Here is a 19,198-nt window from a genome sequence, read left to right as displayed (position 1 = left end):
CCGGCACGCCGATCGGCCAGGTGTCTTCGGGCGCCTACGGCTATTTCGTTGAGCAGTCCCTGGCGCTCGGTTATGTCAAGGCAGGCTCCGCCAGGGCCGGCGACAAGGTCTCGGTCGCTATACTGGGAAAGCCGCATGAGGCAATCCTGCTGCCGCATCCGCCATTTGACCCCGAGGGCAAGCGGCTGCGCTCGTAGAAGCTCGGCTATCCGTTCGCCGGTGAATCAACAGAGGAAAACCGTTAGCCGGCCGGAAACGCCGGCGAAGCCTGACGAGGAAGATTTCGACCGCCTGCCAACAAAGGGGACTCGCATGATCAAACGGCATCTGCTGGGCACCATATTTGCCCTGGCCCTCACATCCTCCGCGCATGCGGGAGACGTCAAGGTCATCAATGAAGACGCGTGGTTCGCCGAAGGTCCGATCTGGTATCAGGGCAAGCTCTTCTACGTCGAATATGGCCGCGGCACGGTGACCGTGTGGGACGGCAAGAGGAACGAAATCTTCTGGAAGATGGATGGTTGTGGCCCTTCGGCGGTGTTGCCGACGACCACTGGCGAATTCCTTGTCACCTGCTACGACAGCAACTCGATCGGCCGCATCTCCGCCGACGGCAAGACGCTGCCGGCCTATGACAAGGACACGGACGGCAATCCGTTCAGCGGACCGAATGATCTTGCGCCCGACAAGGATGGCGGCGTTTATTTCACCGGGTCCGGCAAGGGCGGACCGCTGATCGATGCCTCGGCCTACTATATCGGCAAGGACGGCAGCGTGAGGAAGGTTGCCGGCGACCTGCACAATGCCAATGGTCTGGTCATGTCGAACGACGGGAAAAACCTGTACCTGGGCGAGACCGAGGACAACAGGATCATCGAGTTCGACGTCCAGCCCGACCACAGCCTGAACAACCGCCGTGTCTTCCTGCGCCTCGACGATCTGTTCCCGAACCAGCCGCATATCTGGCCTGACGGCATCAAGATGGACAAGGCCGGCGAGATGTATATCGGTCAGAGCCCGCGCTCGCTCGACGCGCCAGGCAAGATCCTCGTCGTTGACAAGGACGCGAAGCTGCTGCGCACGCTTTCGGTGCCGTCGCCATCCATGCCGAACTTCGCCTTCGGGCCCGACGAGAATGTGCTCTACGTGATGGCGCTTGACCAAATCGATGCCGCGCCCTGGCACGGCAAGGTCTACGAGGTTCCAAACAAATAGGGCGCCCATTGGCAGGCGGGTGAAGGCTTCGCCCGTCTGGCCGGTAGACGGCGTCAGCCGCCGAACCGATCCAGCCAGTGTTGGGCAAGGTCGGAGCGGCGGCAGACCCAGATGTCGGGATTGGCCCTGATCTTGTCGAGGAAGCGAGCGAGTCCGATCATGCGGCCTGGCCGGGCCGCCAGTCTGCAGTGCAGCGACACTGTCATCATGCGCGGTGTCTTCCCGCCTTCGGCCAGCAGCCAGTCCACCCCATCGCTGACATATTCGAAGAACTGGCTGCCTGTCTCCAGACCGGAGCCGCGCGAGAACCGGCTGTCATTGTTGTCGAAGCTGTGCGGCACGACCAGATGCCGCTTGGCATCGACGTCGACAAAATAGGGCAGGTCGTCATTGTAGTCGTCGCAGTCGAACAGGAAACCGCCGTGCTCCACCACCAGCCGCCGCGTGTTGAGACTGGGCCGGCCGGTATACCAACCGAGTGGACGGATGCCGGTGATCCGTTGCACGGTGTCGACGGTCATCGCGATATGCTTCCGCTCCTCGGCCTCGCTTAGCGGCGCATAATCGATCCACCGCCAACCATGGCAAACGATATCACTGCCAAGCGCCCCGATCGCCTTGCCGACCGCCGGATTGAGCTCGAGCGCACGCCCCACCACGTAGAATGTCGGGGTGATGTCCTTGTCCTGAAACAGCGAGGCGAGCCGCCAGATACCGACGCGTGAGCCGTATTCGTAGAGCGATTCCATGTTGCGGTTGCGCAGACCCGGTACCGCCGGGGACACGGCAAGATCCGAGAGGATCGCCTCGGAGACGCCGTCACCTTCACCGATGCTGTATTCGGCGCCTTCCTCATAGTTGACGACGATGTTGAGGGCCAGCTTGGCCCCACCGGGCCACTGCGCCGAAGGCGGCTTGTCGCCATAGCCGATAAAGTCACGGACAGGCAGGTGCGGCATCTCTCAAATCTCTCCAGGATTCAGTCGCAAAACATGCGGTCGCCAAAACTATCCGCCCTGCATGTCGATCAGTATGCGCAGTGCCCGATCCATTATCTCTTGCGGGCCGACCGTCGCGCGCAAACAGTCCGTAAGGCTGTAGCCGGCCAGGCCGCGCACAATGATATCGGCGCCGCGCAAGGCCTTCTCTGCGGCCCCCGCTGCGGCTTCGCCGGAGAAGCGGATCAGCACGAAGTTCGTCCGGCTTTCCGGTACATGATATCCGTTAGCCCTCAGATCCTGCGCGAACCGGTCGCGAATCCTCGCCGTGCGAGCCACAGTCTCGCGCATATAGGCCTGGTCCTCCACGGCCGCGACGGCCATTGCGAGGCTTGCCATTGTGACCTGGTTCGAGTTCTGCATCTTGCGCACTTCGGCTGCGACCGAAGGCGGAAACAACCCCCAGCCAACGCGCGCGCCGGCCAGGCCATAGGCTTTTGAAAGCGTGCGCAGCACGACGGTATCGCCACGTGCGACAAGCGCAAAGACAGGCCGTGGATCCTGGTCGTCGAACTCGCCATAGGCCTGGTCGATCAGCAGCAGCACATCCCGCGGCAATGCGGCGCGCAAGCGCAGCAGTTCGGCGTTGCGGATGCGGGTGCCGGTGGGATTGCCGGGATTGCAGACGAAGACGATCCGCGTTGCCGGCTTGACTGCGGCGAGAATGCTGTCGACCGAAACGGCGAAATCCTGTTCCGTGGCCCCGGTATAGATAGCATCGGCGCGCGCCGTGGCGGAGGCCGCGAAATTATAGGCATAGGAAGTGCCCAGCACTTCGTCGCCTCTTCCCGCAAAGGCCGCGATGGTGCAGCTGATCAGGTCCATCGAACCGGCGCCGCACAAGATCAGATTGGGCTCGACCTCATAGCCCCGCGCGATCGCCTCACGCAGCGCCGTCCAGTCCGGGTCAGGATAGAGATGGCTGCGGGCAATCGCGTCCTGGCCGGCAGCGATCGCTTTGGGGCTGGGCGGAAAAGCGCTCTCGTTCTGGGCAAGGGTTGTCCGGTCGTAGCCGCCGAAACTTGCCAAGGCGAAGGCGGACATGGCCTCGACATGAGCGGCAGCTTTCAGAGGCATGGTTGGTCCATGGGAATTTCGCTGTCGGCCATCTTGTGAACTATCCTTGCCGGATCGGCTCATGGGCAAGCTACAACCCGCCTGCGCGTTCACAAGCAAAAACTAGCTGCGCATTGGCTCCGAAATTCTGGCCCTCATTCGCAGGTCGAAGTTCTACAGGCGCGAATGACGCTGCACTAGACTAGCCACCGGCGACTCCTGGTCCGAACGGCCCTCGGCTGGATCAGGTTCTCCCGCGCGATGATCGCATCTTTGCCATCTACCGTAAGTTAGCTCCCGCGTGTCAGGCGAAGAACCTGTCCGCCATCGTCAGTTAAAAGCATTATCGAACCATCACGCGCTACAGCCACGTCGCGAATGCGGCCAGTTCCTTCCAGATAGCGAGCTTCGCCAGTGACGCGGCCAGCGGAGAGCGTCAGGCGTACAAGCGATAGACTGGACAGCCCGCCGACGAGGATGCTTCCTCGCCATTCAGGGAACATGCTCCCATCGTAGAAGGCCATGCCGCTCGGCGCGATTACCGGATCCCAGTAATAGATGGGCTGCTCCATGCCATCCTGGGCTGTGATCCCTTCGCCGATTGGCGCTCCGCTATAAGCTTCACCATAGGTAACGATGGGCCAGCCATAATTTTTACCTGGCTGGGGACGGTTGAGTTCGTCGCCCCCACGCGGGCCATGCTCGATCGTCCACAGCGCGCCATCCGGTCCAAGCGCCGCAGCCTGCATGTTCCTGTGACCGAAGGACCAGATTTCCGGCAGGGCGCCTTCGATCTGGGGATTGCCAGGAGCCACGCCTCCATCCGGATTGATCCTGATGACCTTGCCAAGATGCGTGCCGACGTCTTGGGCCAACTGCTGCTGGCCTCGTTCACCCGTTGTAACAAACAATGCGCCGTCGCGGTCGAAGACAAGGCGCGATCCGAAATGGTAGTTCGACCGCCATGCCGGCTGCTGTTGAAAGACGACCCGCACCTCGCTCAGAGCCGCGCCATCGGCCGACAGAACCCCAGTCGCGACAGCCGTCGCACTACCCTCAGCGCCACGGGGCTGAGAGAAACTCCACCAGACCCGCCGAGACTCATTGAAATCATCGCGAACGGCCACATCGAGGAGCCCGCCTTGGCCCTGCGCCACGACCTCAGGTACCCCCTGGATCGGCTCAGACACTGTCCCTTCGGGTCGCACAAGGCGCATGCGTCCAGGGCGTTCCGTTACAAGCCATCCGCCATCCGGCAACTCCGCCATGCCCCAAGGGTTCTCAAGGCCTTCCGCGACCACGGTGCTTATCAACTGGGTGCTGTCGTTGATTACCGGAGCGCGCGTCTGACCTGCAAACGCGGGCTTCTGGTCTACGGCATTGGGCGGCGACAAGTTGAAATCCTGCGCGGAAGCGTTCCCGGCCACTGCGAAGATTATCGACACAATCGCGGCACGAGAAGCGATAGACCAGCTTTGTCGGTGTCCGGCTAGAGATGCCTGATTTATGTTTCGCATGAGATTGTTCCTCTGCAGCTGTTGCTAGGCGCCGGGCGGCAACCTTCGCCCGTGGCTCACCTCTTGGTCAGTTTGTCCTCGACCTTTGTGCGATTGTTGCCGACTGACTGCCACTTATTCCGCTGAAGGTGGGCAATATACTCGACATACTCGACGTCCCGAAGGCCGCTTTCCATGCGCGAAGAACATGGTAGGTCTGAGCTTCCGGTGCAAGATCGACACCAATGCGATGACGGTCTTGTTCTTCACCTTCCGTGTCGGACTTGCCATCGCGTCCGCCGAATGGGCCTGCCTTGGACTCCCTATTCACTATTTGACTTAGACTAATTTAGAGCGCTCCGGCGGAAACAGGGACAGTGGCTGTCTCGGGTGATGAATGAATGATTTTTGACCGGCACGTCCCGCCATATAAGCGGATAAAGGTGCCCACCTGTATCGACGGTTGGCACTACTTCGTGCGCAAGCGCAAGAGGCCGGGTAGGATTTGGGCAATGCCGGCATGCCGGAAAGCGCCTTGGCGAAACTGGTCGAAAAGCGCGGCAAGCACGATGACGAGGCCGACGCTCATTTGCTGCAGGAATGGCGAAAGCTCCAGCAGGATAAAGGCGTTGCGCAAGGCGCCGAGCAGGTAGGCGCCAAGCATGGCGCCCAGGATCGAGCCGCGCCCGCCGGAAAGACTTGCTCCACCGATGACCACGGCCGCGATCACGTCGAGTTCCAACCCCGTTCCGGCCTGGGCTTCGGCGACGCTGACCTGCGCCGTGTAGACCATGCCGGCGACCGCCGCCAAGACGCCGCTGAACACGAACACGGCTACTCGGGTCGCATTGAGCGGAATGCCGCTCAGCCGCGCCGCTTCGTCATTGTCACCTACGGCAATGATGCGTTGGCCAAGCACGCTGCGCTTCAGCACGATCTGGCCGACTATGACGAGCCCGACGAAGATCAGCACCTGTACCGGCACGTCGAAGAGCGCGCCCTGGCCGATGAACATGACGCTCGGATCGACCATGATCGGCAGGCCGCCGCTGATCACCTGCGTCAAGCCGCGGGCGACCGAAAGCATTCCGAGCGTCGCAATGAAGGAATTGACGCGGCCGTAGACGACGATCAGCCCGTTGACCAGTCCGGCGGCAGCCCCCACGGCTATTGCGAGACAGATGCCGAGTATCGGATTGAGGCCTTGCGACATGGCATACGCTCCGCAAAGGCCGCTCAAACCCATGACCGATCCCACCGACAGGTCGATTTCCCGCGCGATGATAACGAAGGTCTGGCCGATCGACATGATGCCGACCACGGCGACCGCCACCAGCACGTTTCTCAGATTGTCGGTGCTGAGGAAGTTCGGATTGAAGAACGAGAAGGCGACCGAAAGACCGAAGATGACGGCGACAAGCCCGGCTTCCTGGCCTCTGAACAGGGGGAGACGTCTAAGGCTGGAAAAGGTCATCGGACAGTCCTTTTTTGGGGATGCGAACCGGGTTGCGGCTCTTCAGGCAGGGTCCCATCGGGCAAGGACAGGTTCGATACCAGCGACGTGACGGCGGCGTCCTCGACCGTTTCTCCAAGTGCGGAAGCCACGACGCGAGCGGCCTGCGGTCCTCGTTCCAGATTGTCGGCGATGCGGCCTTCCCGAACCACGACGATGCGGTCGGCAAGCTGCAGGATCTCGTCGAGTTCCGATGAAACGAACCACACCGCCAGACCCTGGACGTGCGCCAGATTGCGGATCAGGTGATACATGTCGGCCTTGGTGCGCACATCGACGCCGCGTGTCGGCTCGTCGAGGATGACAAGCGATGGGTTCGAGGCGAGGGCGCGCGCCAGAAGCACTTTCTGCTGGTTGCCGCCGGACAGGGAGCGTATCGGCGCCGCAACGCTCTGCGCCTTCACGCCGATGCCGTCGGCACTTTCCTGTGCGAACTCCGTTCTTTGACGGCTGCTGAAGAAGCCGAAGCGGCCGAAGCGCTCGAGGACGTTGGAGGTCAGGTTGAAACAGATGTCGTGGCCGTAGAATATCGACGTCCGGCGCTCTTCGCTGATGAAGGCGACGCCGCCCCGCAGCGCCTTGCGCGGTGAGGTGAAGCGGACCGGCTTTCCGCGCAGACGGATTTTGCCCGCCAGCAGCGGATCGGCGCCGATAATGGCGCGGATGATCTCCGTGCGCCCCGAGCCAACCAATCCGGCCATACCGACGATCTCCCCAGCGCGGATGTCCAGATCGACATTGCGGAAGGCCAGGCCGGCCGCACCGCGGACCGAGAGCACGGGGGTTGCGGATGTGTCGACGCTCGGCGTTGCCGGGGCGCCGGAGTCCGGAATGACTTCGGCCGCCGAAAGCCGTTCTCCGGCCATCGACCGGATTGCCTTCTGCTTCGGCAGCTCCTCGACCGTTCCCTCGCCGACCTTGCGGCCGTCGCGCATCACCACCACCCGGTCGGCGATCTCGTAGACCTCTCCCAGCCTGTGGCTCACCAGCACGACGGCCGTGCCTTGATCGCGCAGCCGTCTGACGATCGCAAACAGCCGGTCGGTCTCGCGACGCGTCAGGCTTGAATTCGGTTCGTCAAGGAAGAGCACGCGTGGATTGACGGCAAGCGCGCGGGCGATCTCCACAAGCTGGCGTTCGGCGGCCGACAGGCTGGCGCATTTTCGATCGAGGTCGGGCAGGTCGCTTGCCAGCCCGAACCCGCCAAGAAGCTTTTGCGCGTCCGTCACTAGCCGGCTGCGCCGATGCATCGACGCGCCGGAACAGGCGCTTAGCCTTGCCAGGAATATGTTTTCGGCAACCGTCATCTCGGAGACAAGCTGCGGCTCCTGGTGGACCACGGCAATGCCAAGTCCGGTCGCGGCAAGCGGGCCCGAAATGATCGTGGGCACGCCTGAAATGATGACCTCTCCGCTGCTGGGCTGAAGCTCGCCCGAGCAGATGCGGATAAGCGTGGACTTGCCCGCACCATTCTCGCCGAGCAGCGCGGTCACGAGGCCGGAACGGAAGCTCATGCTGACGTCGATCAGCGCATGCACCGATCCGAAACTCTTGCCGATGGACGTGATCTCCAATGCGGTATTGGCGTCCGTCGGCAACCCCGGTCCAGTCATGTCTTTCGCACCGCTATGTCCCATACAGCCTAGAGGTGAGGAACGGTTCCCACCGGAAGCAAGGCCGGATCGAGCTTGTCGACATTCTCCTTGGTCATGAACAGGCTGATCGCAGGCTGCAGAACCTGTTCCGGCTTTTGCTGCGCCACGATGTTGTTGAACAATGAAATCGCAACATTGTAGCCTTGGCCGAACTCGTCCTGACCGGTTGCGCCATACATGCTTCCGTCGCGGATGGCGGCGATGTTCTCCTGGGTGAAGTCGTAACCGACCACCTTGATGCTGTCCTGCTTCCCGGCGGCCTTGACGGCCTGCGCCGCGCCGAATGGACCGCCCGCGGTGGCGTAGATCGCGACCAGGTCCGGCGTGGAGGTGAGGAAGTCCTTGGCCGCGGAGAATGTCGTGCCGGCGGAGTCCTTTGCTTCGACGCCATCATTGACCGGTGTGATCTTGCTGCCCTTCAGCCCTTCCAGAAAGCCCTGGCGACGCTGCTCGGAGCCCGGGGCGGTGAACTGGCTGACGATGATGCCGACCTTGCCGGGCTTGTCGCCCACCGACTTGATCAGCTCGGCGGCGGCGTTCTGGCCAGCCTTGATCTGGTCCTGCGCATAGTTGATCACGCCGCCGGCTTGCTCGACGCACGGAAACAGCGTGTTGTAGGCGCCCATCGAGATCTTCTTGGCGACCATGTCTTTCAGCACGGTGCAATTGCCTTCGCCGGCAATGAAGAAGCCGATGCCATTGTAGCCCTGGATGGCGGCAGCGTTGATGGCCTGATTGACCGTCGGCACATCGATATTGGCGCCGGCGACGATCCACTTCACTTCGCCCCCGCGCGGGCCTAGCACCTCATTGGCGGTCTCGGCGCCCTTTTGCACCGCCACCCAGTACGGGTTGTTGGCGAAACCGATCATGGCGATTTTCGCCTTGACGCCGCCGTCATTCGCCACCGGCTGCGGGCGCCCCGCGATCGGATCCATCCCTTCCGCCAATGCAGCGTTGCCGGCCATGAAGGCCGCAAGAGAGACCATGACAAAAGCCGCATGGCGGCCTGCCGAGGCAGTTTCCTCAAAGAACATTTTCATAGGGGTTCCTCCCGAACCGTTGCTGTGTTGTGCCGAAATCAAAGTGGCGAGGCGACTGGCCTCCTCCTCATCGGCCTGGGTTTTGCCGCCTCCCTTCTTCAGGTCGTCAGCCGGGTTGGAGCTCGATCACGTATGTCCTCCCCGATCGGTACTGTTACTACATTTTATTTCTGTTACAAGTCCGAATAGAACTGAAGAAACAAAGAATCGATGTGATGTCGCGATCTTTTGGTCAGTTGCGTCACTCGACTATGTAGCTTTGATATGGTTTATGTATTTTTGCTACATGACCAAAGTTGCGAAATCGGTGAAGCGGGTGGTGGGTTTGGAAACCGCTTACGGCGGCAGGCAGGCAGTTGCGGCTCAGACGGTTTTCAACATGCCGCCATCGACATGATAGGTGGAGCCGACGGAATAAGACGCGCGGTCAGAGCACAGGAACACGAAGAAGGCCGCCAACTCCTCGGGCTTGCCGAAGCGCCGGATCGGGGCATACTCGTCGGCGACGCCCTGCAGATAGGCTTCCCAGTCACCGCCCTTGTCGGAGGTCAGCTGCTTGGCGGTCTTGATCCAGTCAGGCGTGAGGATCAGGCCCGCATTGACGGTGTTGACCCGGATGTTGTCCTTGACCACCTCGTTGGCGAGCGTCTTTGAAAACATCATCAACGCCGATTTGGTGACGTTGTAGATCGGCTCGTACCAGAGCGGCTGCGTCGCGCAGATCGAGGCGTTGTGCAGCACGACGCCGCCGCCGCGCCGCTTCATCCCCGGCACGATGCCGCGCGCCAGGCGGACCGCCGCCATGACGTGCAGTTCCCAGTAGTGCTGCCACTTTTCGTCGGGCGCCTCCAGGATCGTCTCGTTGCTTCCCGAGCCGGCATTGTTGATCAGTATGTCGGCGCCGCCGAACGCTTCGGTCGCGGCGATCAGCGTGTCGCAGCCGGCCGCGGTGGCGACGTCGCAGACAACCGGCAGCGTCTTGATGCCGTGCGCCTTGGCGACTTTCGCAGCCTCGTCCTTGAGGCGGTCGCCTTGCCTCGCCGCCATGACGATGTCGACCCCTTCTTCGGCGAGTGCGTTGGCGATCGCCAGTCCGATCCCGACGCTGCCGCCGGTGATCACGGCAACCTTGCCGCTGAGATGCATGTCCATGCCGGAGTCTCCACGCTTATTTGACGATTGGTATCTTCGATCGGTCGATGGTTATGGCAACCGCCGCGATCAGAACGACGCCGAAGACGATGTTCTGGGCAAAGATATTGACGCCGAGAAACGTCATGCCAATGCGCACGACCGAAATGATGAGCGCGCCGACCAACGTGCGCCAGATGCTGCCGACGCCGCCGGTAATGGCGGTGCCACCGACCACGACGGCGGCGATCGACGGCAAGAGCAGCTCCGCGGCAAGCGTCGGCGAGCCGCTCGCAAGCCTGCCGGCAAGAACGACGCCGGCGAGCGCAGCGAATCCTCCCGACAGCACGAACGCGAAAATCTTCTGCCGACCGACCTTGACACCCGAGGCATAGGCCGCCGGTTCGCCGGCGCCGATGGCCGCGCTGTAGCGTCCGAAGCGGGTATGGGCTTGCAGAACATGCGCGACCGCGAGCACGACGAGCCCGATGACGATCACGCCCGGTACACCGAAGATCGTTCCCGTGATCCAGCTCTGGTAGGAGCGCTCGATGTCGGGCAGCATGATCGAGCGTTCGCGCGAGATGACCAGCGCAGTGCTGTAGAGCACGCCGCCCATCGCCAGTGTGGCGATGAAGGACGGTATCTTCAGCCGGACATGTGCGATGCCGGAAAGCAGCCCGGCCATGAGGCCGAGCCCGATCGCCAGAACGAAGGCACCGTAACCAAGCGGTGCGACCGTGAGCGCGACGACGACGCTGGCCAGCGACGCCATCGACTGGATCGACAGGTCTATGCCGCCGAGCATGATAACGAAAGTGACGCCGGTGGCGAGGATGAACAGTACGGCGGTGTCGCTGGCGAGTTGCAGCAGCGTGGCCGGTTGCAGGAAGACCGGCTGCAGCGTTCCCACCAGGATGACCAGGATTATCAGCGTCGCCAGCGGCAGCCATTGCCGCAACCGGTCGCTGCCCAACCTGTCGGCAAATGCGCTCATACCATGTGTCCAATCAGGTCGACCTGGCGCGGCTTTGCGCCGGGATTGGCGGAGGTCCGGTGGGTGATTTCGCCATCGCGCATCACCAGCACCGTATGGCTGAGACCGATGGTTTCTTCCAGCGTGTCCGAGGTCAGGATGACGGCGAGGCCTTCCGTGGTCACCGCGCGGACGAGTTCGTAGACCTCTTCCTTGGCGCCGACATCGAGCCCGCGCGTCGGATGGTCGAGGATCAGCACCTTCGCCTTGGCGTTCAGCCATTTCGCCAGCACGACCTTCTGCTGGTTGCCGCCCGACAGATTGAGGCAGAGCGTGTTGATGCCGGGCGTACGGACCTTGAGGCGCTCGACCCAGCTGGTCGCCAGCCGCCGTTCCTCGTGCGCATCGATCAGGCCGTGTCGGCTCAGGCTTTCGAGGTCGGCGAGCGTGATGTTCGCCGCAACCGGCAGGAACAGCACCAACCCTTCCACGCGCCGCTCACGTGGAATGTAGCCGATACCGCTGTCTACCGCCTCGGCCGGGGTGCGTAGCGTCACCTCGCGGCCGTTGACAACAAGACGACCGCCATCATGCGGCGCGAAGCCGGCGAGGGTGCGTGTCAGCTCCTCGCGCCCCGAGCCGATGACCCCGGCGATGCCAAGAATCTCGCCTCGGTGCAGCTGAAACGAGACATCCCGGTAGGCGCCGGTGAGCGACAGGCCGTGAGCCTCCACCGCGATCTCCGCGCGATAGGGTTTTTGCAGCGGCTCTCGGTAATACTCCGCCTGCAGGCTGCGGCCGACCATGAGGTGATGCAACTCGTTGACGTCTGCGTCGCCTGCCTTGCGTTCGGCGACCACGGCGCCGTCCTTCATCACGTAGATGCGGTCGGACAGTTCCAGCACTTCGTCCAGCCGGTGCGAAACGAAGATGAACGAGGCGCGTGACTTCAGCGCCCGTACGCGCGCAAACAGGATCTCGATCTCGGCGCGCTCGAGAACGGATGTCGGCTCGTCGAGCAGGATGATCAGATGCCCGGCCCCTCGTTCCTCGAGCGTCAGCGCCTTGGCGAGCTCAACCATCTGCCGCGAAGCAAAGTCCAGCTCTTCGGAGCGCGCGCGCGGGTCGACGTCGACCTTCACCTTGGCGAGTTGCCGGGCGGCCGCATCGTAGAGCGTGCGCCAGTTCACGATGCCGAAGCGGGTGAACTGCTCCTCGTTGCCGAGGTAGATATTTTCTCCGACGGAAAGGTTGGTGAGCAGCGACTGCTCCTGGAAGACCATGCCGATGCCCTGGCTGTTGGCGTCCGCGGCGTCGAGGAAACGGGTTGGGCGACCGCCCACCCTTATCTCGCCGGCATCATGCTGATAGACGCCGGAGAGGATCTTCATCAGCGTTGACTTGCCGGCGCCGTTTTCGCCGATAAGCCCGACGACTTCTCCCGGCCGCAGTTCGATCGAGACCTGTTTGAGCGCATGGACACCGGGAAAGCGCTTGTCGACATTGACAAGCGACAGCACGGGGACAAGCGACAGCACGGGCTCGGATGCCGGCGCGTTCATTTGACGATCCGCATCAGCTTGCGGTCAATCGAGAGGGCGACCGCGGCGATGATCATCAGACCTTGCACGCCGATCTGCACGCTCGGCGGCACGCCCATAAGCACCATGCCGTTGGCGAGCACCACGACGATCAGCACACCAACCAACGTCTGCAGCACACTGCCCTGGCCGCCGGATAGCGCGGTGCCGCCGACGACGACCGCGGTGACCGTGGTGAACAGGCGGCCATTGCCGATCTGTGCATTGCCGAGGCCGAGCTGCGCAGCCGCCAGGATGCCGCCTATGGCGTAAAAGACACCAGCGAGCGTGAACGCCATGATACGCACACGCGCCACCGAAATTCCCGACAGCGCCGCCAGCTCCTCGCCACCGCCCAACGCATAGATATGGCGGCCGAGCCGCGTGTAGTTCTGGATGACGAGCGCCACGCCGAGGCAGGCGAGCGCCAGCCACACCCCCCGTGGGAAACCGAGGAAGCGCTCGATTGCCAGCCCGCGGATCATTGGATCGTTGATGCGGATCGCCATGCCGCCGAGCAAGGCATTGGCGGCACCGACACCGATGAACCAGGTGCCGAGTGTCGTCATGAACGACGGCACCTTCAACTTGACGTGGATGACGCCGTTGACGAAACCCACGGCGGCGCCGATCACCAGCACTGCCAGCAGCGCGAGCAGCCCGTAGTCATTGCCGTTGGCGCCATTCAGCACCAGCATCGACAGGATGACGGCCGCGAGCGTCAGCACACCTTCGACCGAGAGGTCGATCGAGCCCATCAGGATGATGAAGGTTGCGCCAAGACCGAGCACCAGCGGGATCATCGCTGACTGGCTGATACGCACGAAATTGCCGAAGCTCAGAAAGTTCGGATTGATAATCGCGATGATGATGCAGAGCAGGACGAGCACGATCACCGGCGCCCACGACGCCAGCCGGAAACGGCCAACACGCTTTGCGGGCGCCGCGTCGGGGAGCGCTGAGGTCGCGGATGTGCTTTGGGTGCTCGTCATGGGCTGCCGATCGAAGCAGGCACCGCGGCTCGGCCGCAGTGCATGAAATGCCGCCACGGGGCGGAAAGGGGGCGCGGGCGGCATAACCGGCCGCGCCCGTCGGTTCAGTACTTGATCTGCCCGCTGACACGGCCCCAGATGTCGTTCCAGTCAAGCTTCGGTTCGGACTTGATGTTGCTGTCGTAGAAAGACTGCGCGTTCTCGGCCGTGATGATAACGCCGGTGCCGTAGAATTCGCGGTGTTCCTTGCCTTCCTTGGACGGATCGAACTTGCCGGTCTTGGCGTGGTAGCCGATCGACAGCCCCATGCCTCCTTGCCAGTACGGGTCCCAAGCGACTGTGCCGGCCAGTTCGCCCTTCAATATGGCCTCCACGGCGAGTTGGATGCCGTCGACGCCGGTGACCGGCACCTTGCCAGCACGGCCGTCAGCACGCAGCGCCTCGACGGCGGCAAGCGCCATATCGTCGTTGGCCGCCCAGATGCCGCCGATTTCGTCGCCGAACTGCGTCAGCCAGGCATTGGTCTTTTCCAGCGCTTCGGTCGCCGACCAGTTGGCCACCTGCATATCGAGCAGCTTCACGCCGGGATTGGCTTTGAGTGCCTCTTCCAGGCCGGCCTTGCGTTCGATGGCCGGCACGTTGGACTCGATGCCGCCGAGCGCCACGATTCCACCCTTGCCACCCATCGCCTTGATAAGAGCCTCGGCCATCGCCTTGCCGTAGGGCACGCCGCTGAACGAAATGTGCGCGACATAATTCGGGTCGAAGTCCCATGGATGCAGATCGGCGGGCTTGTTCCACTGGGTCACGACGGAGGCTCCCGCCGCTTTGCAGGCCTCCACGATCGGACGGGCATCCGGACTGTCATTGGGGTCGACATTGATGACGCAATTGCCGCCGGTCTTGGCCAGGATCGCCTTGATGTCGGCGATGCCCTTCTCGCTGTTGCCTTCGGTCACCAGCGTCACATATTCGGCGCCGACCGACTTGGCGAAAGCTTCGCCACCCTTGTTCCACGTCGCGTGGTAAGGGTTGGACAGCGACCGGATCGAGTTGACGACGGTTGGCTTGTCCTGCGCAAAAGCGCGGCGTGTGACGATTGCGGGAAATGCGCCGGCCGCTCCGAGCAGCGTGGCGCCCTTCAAAAATTCACGCCGTCCGAACGGACGGCCAAACACAGTTGTAGCGGTCTTCCTCACCATAGGTCACTCCTCCCGAACGGAGGCCGCCTTGGCCTGGCGTCCTCCTCCTCCTCCAGGTCGGCAGTGTGCTCCAGGGCGTCTGCGGTGGCGTCCTGCTTTCTGGGCGTCCAATGGCTGTTCGCGCCAAACGCCTGCACCGCACCAAGTCGCACATTGACGAAGCCAATCCAACGATGCATAGCTATGCACGGCCCAAAAACACTGTCAATGCCCAGTCAGCGCGGCGGCAAAAGAATAAGCCGAGTCAGGGTTGGCGGCTCGCATGCAAAGCGGTACGGACGATTGTTGGTTGCGGGGAAGACGTGAGATGACGGCTGAGAAGAAGGCCGCGACGCTGGGGGCAGCGGATGCGTCGCCGGACCAGGACTGGCCCGGCGGGACCTTCAAGAAATACGCATCGTCGGTTGACGTCGCGCGTGTCGCGGGCGTCTCGCAATCGCAGGTGTCGCGTACCTTCAGCGGCAGCAGCAAGGTCTCCGAGAGCACGCGTAAGAAAGTGCTGGAAGCGGCGGAGCGACTCGACTATCGGCCGAGTCTCATCCCCAGGATCATGCTCACCCACAAGTCGAACCTCGTCGCCATCGTGGTCGGAGGACTCTACAACCCATTCTATTCGACCGTCCTCGAAGAGTTCATGATCAGGTTCCAGGCTGCTGGTCATCAGGTGTTGCTGTTACACATTCCAAACGATCACGCGCTGGACGACGTCATCCCAAAGCTGGCGAGCTATCGGGTCGACGCCATCGTCAGCGCGCTGGCGATCCTGTCACCGGCTGGTGCCGCCACGCTCGCCAAGTTGAAAATCCCGGTGATTGCGTTCAACACAGCGGTCAACAACGAATGGGTCACGTCGGTGTCGAGCGAGAATTTCGAGGCTGGGCGACAGATCGCCGATCTGTTCATAGCGCGCGGCGCCCGCTCGTTCGGCTTCATCTCGGGTCCGTCGACCAGCCCGGCAAGCGCGCGGCGCCGGGAAGGATACGAGGAACGGCTCCGGGAGAGGGGCGCCGGCCCGCCGACTGTTGCGCGCGGCGACTACCGCTACGAGGGTGGTTTCGCGGCCGCGCTGAGCATGTTCAGCGGCCCATCCCGTCCCGATGCGCTGTTCTGCGCCAACGACCTGCTGGCTATCGGTGCAATCGACGCGCTCAGAGAGCGGCTGGTCCTGCGGGTGCCGGACGACGTCCTCGTGGCGGGCTTCGATGATATTCCCGCCGCATCCTGGGCTTCGGTCGGCCTCACGACTTTCACGCCTGATGCGGCGGCCATGGTGGACGAGACGATTTCGATCGTGCTGTCAGCCGCGAACGGCAAGCCGCTGGCGACAAAACCCGTCGTCGTCTCGGCGAAGCTGATAGAGCGTGGGACAACCAACAGGGATCTACGGTCCTAGCCCGGCGGCATGCGAACGCTACCACCGGTTCACCCAGTCGGCGACGCCTTTCCTTCCATGATCGCGCGTGCAGCCCAACCTGCCGCTGCAATTCATGCGCCTAGCTCGCGGAGTGCCGACCGCCTTTTCGGTACTTTTACTACATAATGGATCCAGAAGCGTTATAAATCCCGTGTGCATCTCTCTCACAGTTCTGTATAACGGCCTCTATTTGAAGCGACCGGCCTATTGACACCGAAAAATCTAGGTAGTCTCATTACAGAAATGAAAGCTGCGTTACGGGGAAGCTCGCCCGGACGCTTCGGGAGGAGCGCGTGTACACAGATCGGTTCAGGCTGGATGGCAGGGCGGCGCTTGTCAGCGGCGGCAGCCATGGAATCGGCCTTGAATGCGCATGCGCTCTTGGCGAAGCCGGAGCGCGAGTGATCACCGTGCGGGTGATCACCCACACGCGTCAGGAGCATTGAATATGGCCGGTGTCGAAGCAGCATCCGATTTACTCGATTTCTCAGGTAAGACGGTTGTGGTGACCGGCGCTGCCGCCGGAATTGGCATGGCGGTGGCCGAGGCGTTTTCGGCGCGCGGAGCGTTGGTCGCGCTGGCCGATCGTGACCCGAAGGTGATCGAAACAGCCGCCGCGCTGGGCGAACGGCATCTCGCCTATGTTGTCGATGTCACTGATGAGCCTGCCGTCGAGAAAATGGCGGAATCGGTGACAAGGGCCTTCGGCCGGATAGACATACTGGTCAACAACGCCGGAATAGGTCCGCTTGCACCTGCCGAAAGATACCCCACCGCCGAATGGGACCGCACGCTCGACATCAACCTGAAAGGGGCCTTCCTGGTAGCGCGCGCATTTGCGCCGGGGATGCTGGCACGCGGGTTCGGCCGCATCGTCAACATGGCCTCGCAAGCCGCCATCATCGGAATCGAAGGCCATGTCGCCTATTGCGCCAGCAAGGCTGGAATCGTCGGGATGACGAAATGCATGGCACTGGAATGGGGACCACGCGGGGTGACCGTGAATGCCGTGTCGCCGACTGTGGTCGAAACGGAGCTCGGCCTTAGCGGTTGGGCCGGCGAAAAGGGGGAGCGCGCACGTGCGGCAATACCCACCCGCCGGTTCGCCAAGCCGGGGGAGATAGCCGCGTCGATCCTCTATCTGGCAAGCGACGCCGCCGCGATGATCAACGGCGCCAATCTCGTCATCGACGGCGGGTACACGATTACATGAAGGTCATGTTCCAACCACCGGTTGCGAATGACGCCAAATCAAAACGGTTATGAGGTGAAGATTGATCAACTTGTTTGAGCCCGTCGGCTGCACCGTCGATCCGGTCGCCGGTAGCTTGTCTAATGCCACCGGCCGATACCAGAAGCGGTTTGGCGAGCTCGACGGCCTCTATGCCGACAGGCCGGCTTTCGACGCGATGCGTGCCGAGTGGCACGACCGGGTCGTCTACGAGGTTTCCGAGTTCAGGCCGCGCGAAGACGTTGGCGACCTGATATTCGGCGTGACCCGGATGTCACCTGGCAAGGTGGGCGACGAGTACTTCATGACACGCGGCCACATTCACCAGCAGCCGGACAGACCCGAAATCTACTATGGCCGAAATGGCCGCGGGCTGATGCTCATGGAGTCCCCGGAAGGTGAGGTCCGCATCGTGCCGATCGATGAACTAACCGTCTGCTACGTGCCGCCTTTCTGGATCCACCGGTCGGTGAATACCGGCAACGTCGATCTGGTCATGCTGTTCTGCTATCCAGCCGATTCCGGCCAGGACTACGAAATCATCGCCCGTTCCGGCGGCATGCGGTCGCGTGTTGTCGACGATGGCGCAGGAGGCTGGAAGACGGTCGACAATCCCGCCTGGCAACCCCGTGATGCCACGACCATTGCCAGACTGTATGCGTCACGAAACGCCGGGGCGCCAGCGTGATCGGGCTCTTAGAAAAGACAATGGCACTTCGCGTCGTCCTCAGGATGTTTGTTGAACGATCGCCCTTTTTCGCTGACGGACCGTTTCGGGAGGTCGCGCGATGAGCCGCTACCGGCCTGCGAGCCAGCCGACCTTCTACTTCATCGGTGTGACGACGGCCAAGAGCTCGATCATGCGAGTGTTCCCGGCCTGGGCGCGCTATCTCGGGCTGAAGGACGCTGTCATCAAGGGGATCGATTTCCCACTTCATGCAGACCCGGCGAGCTATCGCGACGTCGTCTCTTTCATCAAATCCGATCCTCTTTCGCTTGGCGCACTGGTCACCACGCACAAGATCGATCTGTTCAACGCCGCGCGCGACCTCTTCGACGTGACCGATCCGCATGCACGCCTGATGCATGAAACCAGCTGTCTCTCGAAACGGGATGGTCAGCTCGTGTGCCACGCGAAGGACCCGATTTCGTCGGGGCTGTCGATCGACGGGTTCATCGATCCCGGCTACTTCGCGGAGTCGGCGGCCGAGGTGCTGTCGATGGGAGCCGGCGGGTCGACCATTGCCCTGACCTGGCATCTGAAGCGCAAGGAACGCGGCGCCGATGTGCCGTCGCGCATCGTCGTGACGAACCGATCGCAGCCACGTCTCGATCATCTCGCGCGCATCCATGCCGGTCTCGGCTCACCGGTTCCTGTTGAATATGTGCTCGCGGATCGCCCCGAGCTCAATGACCGGGCGATGGCTGGGCTGAAGCCGGGATCACTCGTTATCAACGCGACCGGGCTCGGCAAGGATGCGCCAGGGTCGCCGATCACCGACGCCGGTATTTTTCCGAAGCGGGGCATCGCCTGGGATCTGAACTATCGTGGCGATCTCATCTTCCTCGACCAGGCGCGGCGCCAGCAGAGTGTGCGCCGGCTGCGGATCGAAGACGGCTGGACCTATTTCTTGCACGGCTGGACGCAGGTCATCGCCGAGGTTTTCGATGTGGCGATCCCAACCTCGGGTCCCAA

Annotated in this window: 18 protein-coding genes and 1 pseudogene; 8 read left to right on the top strand and 11 right to left on the bottom strand. The window is 62.4% G+C overall.

Annotated features, from left to right (window positions below; genetic code table 11):
• Both CN311_RS07485 and CN311_RS07480 read left to right on the top strand, forming a co-directional pair.
• The coding region (locus tag CN311_RS07485; protein ID WP_133117149.1) for a glycine cleavage T C-terminal barrel domain-containing protein at positions 1-197 on the top strand (197 nt) is incomplete at its 5' end.
• A 115-nt stretch (positions 198-312) separates the two neighbouring features.
• Positions 313-1,215: an SMP-30/gluconolactonase/LRE family protein gene (locus tag CN311_RS07480; RefSeq protein WP_165779623.1), complete on the top strand. Its 903-nt coding sequence runs from the start codon at positions 313-315 to the stop codon at positions 1,213-1,215.
• Positions 1,216-1,268: 53 nt separating this feature from the next.
• On the opposite strand, the gene CN311_RS07475 is transcribed toward CN311_RS07480, so the two are convergent.
• The 3 genes from CN311_RS07475 to CN311_RS07465 all read right to left on the bottom strand — a co-directional run bounded on the left by CN311_RS07475 (position 1,269) and on the right by CN311_RS07465 (position 4,786).
• Complete coding sequence (locus CN311_RS07475; RefSeq protein ID WP_097572692.1) at positions 1,269-2,174, bottom strand: allantoinase PuuE; 906 nt, start codon at positions 2,172-2,174, stop codon at positions 1,269-1,271.
• 48 nt (positions 2,175-2,222) lie between these two features.
• Positions 2,223-3,290 carry a pyridoxal phosphate-dependent aminotransferase gene (locus CN311_RS07470; RefSeq protein WP_245440773.1) on the bottom strand — a complete coding sequence of 356 codons (1,068 nt, stop codon included), beginning with the start codon at positions 3,288-3,290 and terminating at the stop codon, positions 2,223-2,225.
• 269 nt (positions 3,291-3,559) lie between these two features.
• Positions 3,560-4,786 (bottom strand): PQQ-dependent sugar dehydrogenase, encoded by a 1,227-nt coding sequence (locus CN311_RS07465; RefSeq protein WP_097572691.1) that lies wholly within the window; start codon positions 4,784-4,786, stop codon positions 3,560-3,562.
• A gap of 187 nt (positions 4,787-4,973) precedes the next feature.
• Here CN311_RS07465 and CN311_RS33340 point away from each other — a divergent pair, with 187 nt between their 5' ends.
• Entirely contained in the window at positions 4,974-5,108 is a 135-nt protein-coding gene (locus tag CN311_RS33340; protein WP_245440772.1) for a DUF930 domain-containing protein, read from the top strand.
• A 126-nt stretch (positions 5,109-5,234) separates the two neighbouring features.
• On the opposite strand, the gene CN311_RS07460 is transcribed toward CN311_RS33340, so the two are convergent.
• The 8 genes from CN311_RS07460 to CN311_RS07425 all read right to left on the bottom strand — a co-directional run bounded on the left by CN311_RS07460 (position 5,235) and on the right by CN311_RS07425 (position 14,857).
• The gene (locus CN311_RS07460; RefSeq protein WP_097572690.1) at positions 5,235-6,239 is read right to left on the bottom strand and encodes an ABC transporter permease; all 1,005 of its coding nucleotides are present in this window, start codon (positions 6,237-6,239) and stop codon (positions 5,235-5,237) included.
• A complete protein-coding gene (locus CN311_RS07455; RefSeq protein ID WP_165779622.1) occupies positions 6,236-7,891 on the bottom strand; it encodes a sugar ABC transporter ATP-binding protein in 1,656 nt (551 codons plus the stop codon). Before CN311_RS07455 ends, CN311_RS07460 begins: the two co-directional genes overlap by 4 nt.
• Before the next feature lie 29 nt (positions 7,892-7,920).
• Positions 7,921-8,976 (bottom strand): sugar ABC transporter substrate-binding protein, encoded by a 1,056-nt coding sequence (locus CN311_RS07450; protein WP_097572688.1) that lies wholly within the window; start codon positions 8,974-8,976, stop codon positions 7,921-7,923.
• A 363-nt stretch (positions 8,977-9,339) separates the two neighbouring features.
• The gene (locus CN311_RS07445) at positions 9,340-10,128 is read right to left on the bottom strand and encodes an SDR family NAD(P)-dependent oxidoreductase (protein ID WP_097572687.1); all 789 of its coding nucleotides are present in this window, start codon (positions 10,126-10,128) and stop codon (positions 9,340-9,342) included.
• A 16-nt stretch (positions 10,129-10,144) separates the two neighbouring features.
• Positions 10,145-11,104 (bottom strand): ABC transporter permease, encoded by a 960-nt coding sequence (locus CN311_RS07440; RefSeq protein WP_097572686.1) that lies wholly within the window; start codon positions 11,102-11,104, stop codon positions 10,145-10,147.
• Entirely contained in the window at positions 11,101-12,645 is a 1,545-nt protein-coding gene (locus CN311_RS07435) for a sugar ABC transporter ATP-binding protein (RefSeq protein WP_097572685.1), read from the bottom strand. The genes CN311_RS07440 and CN311_RS07435 overlap by 4 nt, the downstream gene beginning before the upstream one ends.
• Positions 12,642-13,655: an ABC transporter permease gene (locus tag CN311_RS07430; protein ID WP_245440771.1), complete on the bottom strand. Its 1,014-nt coding sequence runs from the start codon at positions 13,653-13,655 to the stop codon at positions 12,642-12,644. The genes CN311_RS07435 and CN311_RS07430 overlap by 4 nt, the downstream gene beginning before the upstream one ends.
• Before the next feature lie 104 nt (positions 13,656-13,759).
• Positions 13,760-14,857, bottom strand: coding sequence for a sugar ABC transporter substrate-binding protein (locus CN311_RS07425; protein ID WP_097572684.1), 1,098 nt, complete (start codon positions 14,855-14,857; stop codon positions 13,760-13,762).
• Between the two features lie 307 nt (positions 14,858-15,164).
• On the opposite strand from CN311_RS07425, the gene CN311_RS07415 reads away from it, so the two are divergent.
• From CN311_RS07415 to CN311_RS07395, 5 genes and pseudogenes are all read left to right on the top strand, one after another.
• Positions 15,165-16,250 carry a LacI family DNA-binding transcriptional regulator gene (locus CN311_RS07415; protein ID WP_097572682.1) on the top strand — a complete coding sequence of 362 codons (1,086 nt, stop codon included), beginning with the start codon at positions 15,165-15,167 and terminating at the stop codon, positions 16,248-16,250.
• Between the two features lie 314 nt (positions 16,251-16,564).
• A pseudogene (locus tag CN311_RS33335) lies at positions 16,565-16,678 on the top strand (3-oxoacyl-ACP reductase); the annotation flags it as partial.
• Between the two features lie 41 nt (positions 16,679-16,719).
• Complete coding sequence (locus tag CN311_RS07405) at positions 16,720-17,484, top strand: SDR family oxidoreductase (RefSeq protein ID WP_097572681.1); 765 nt, start codon at positions 16,720-16,722, stop codon at positions 17,482-17,484.
• Between the two features lie 61 nt (positions 17,485-17,545).
• Positions 17,546-18,190, top strand: coding sequence for a glucose-6-phosphate isomerase (locus tag CN311_RS07400; RefSeq protein ID WP_097572680.1), 645 nt, complete (start codon positions 17,546-17,548; stop codon positions 18,188-18,190).
• A gap of 100 nt (positions 18,191-18,290) precedes the next feature.
• Positions 18,291-19,198, top strand: a 908-nt coding sequence (locus CN311_RS07395; RefSeq protein ID WP_097572679.1) for a shikimate dehydrogenase family protein, incomplete at its 3' end; no start/stop codon positions are given.

Source organism: Mesorhizobium sanjuanii (assembly GCF_002529485.1).
Classification (GTDB): domain Bacteria; phylum Pseudomonadota; class Alphaproteobacteria; order Rhizobiales; family Rhizobiaceae; genus Mesorhizobium; species Mesorhizobium sanjuanii.
Note: the sequence above shows the minus strand (reverse complement) of the source record. Positions and strands in the feature narration are given on the sequence as shown.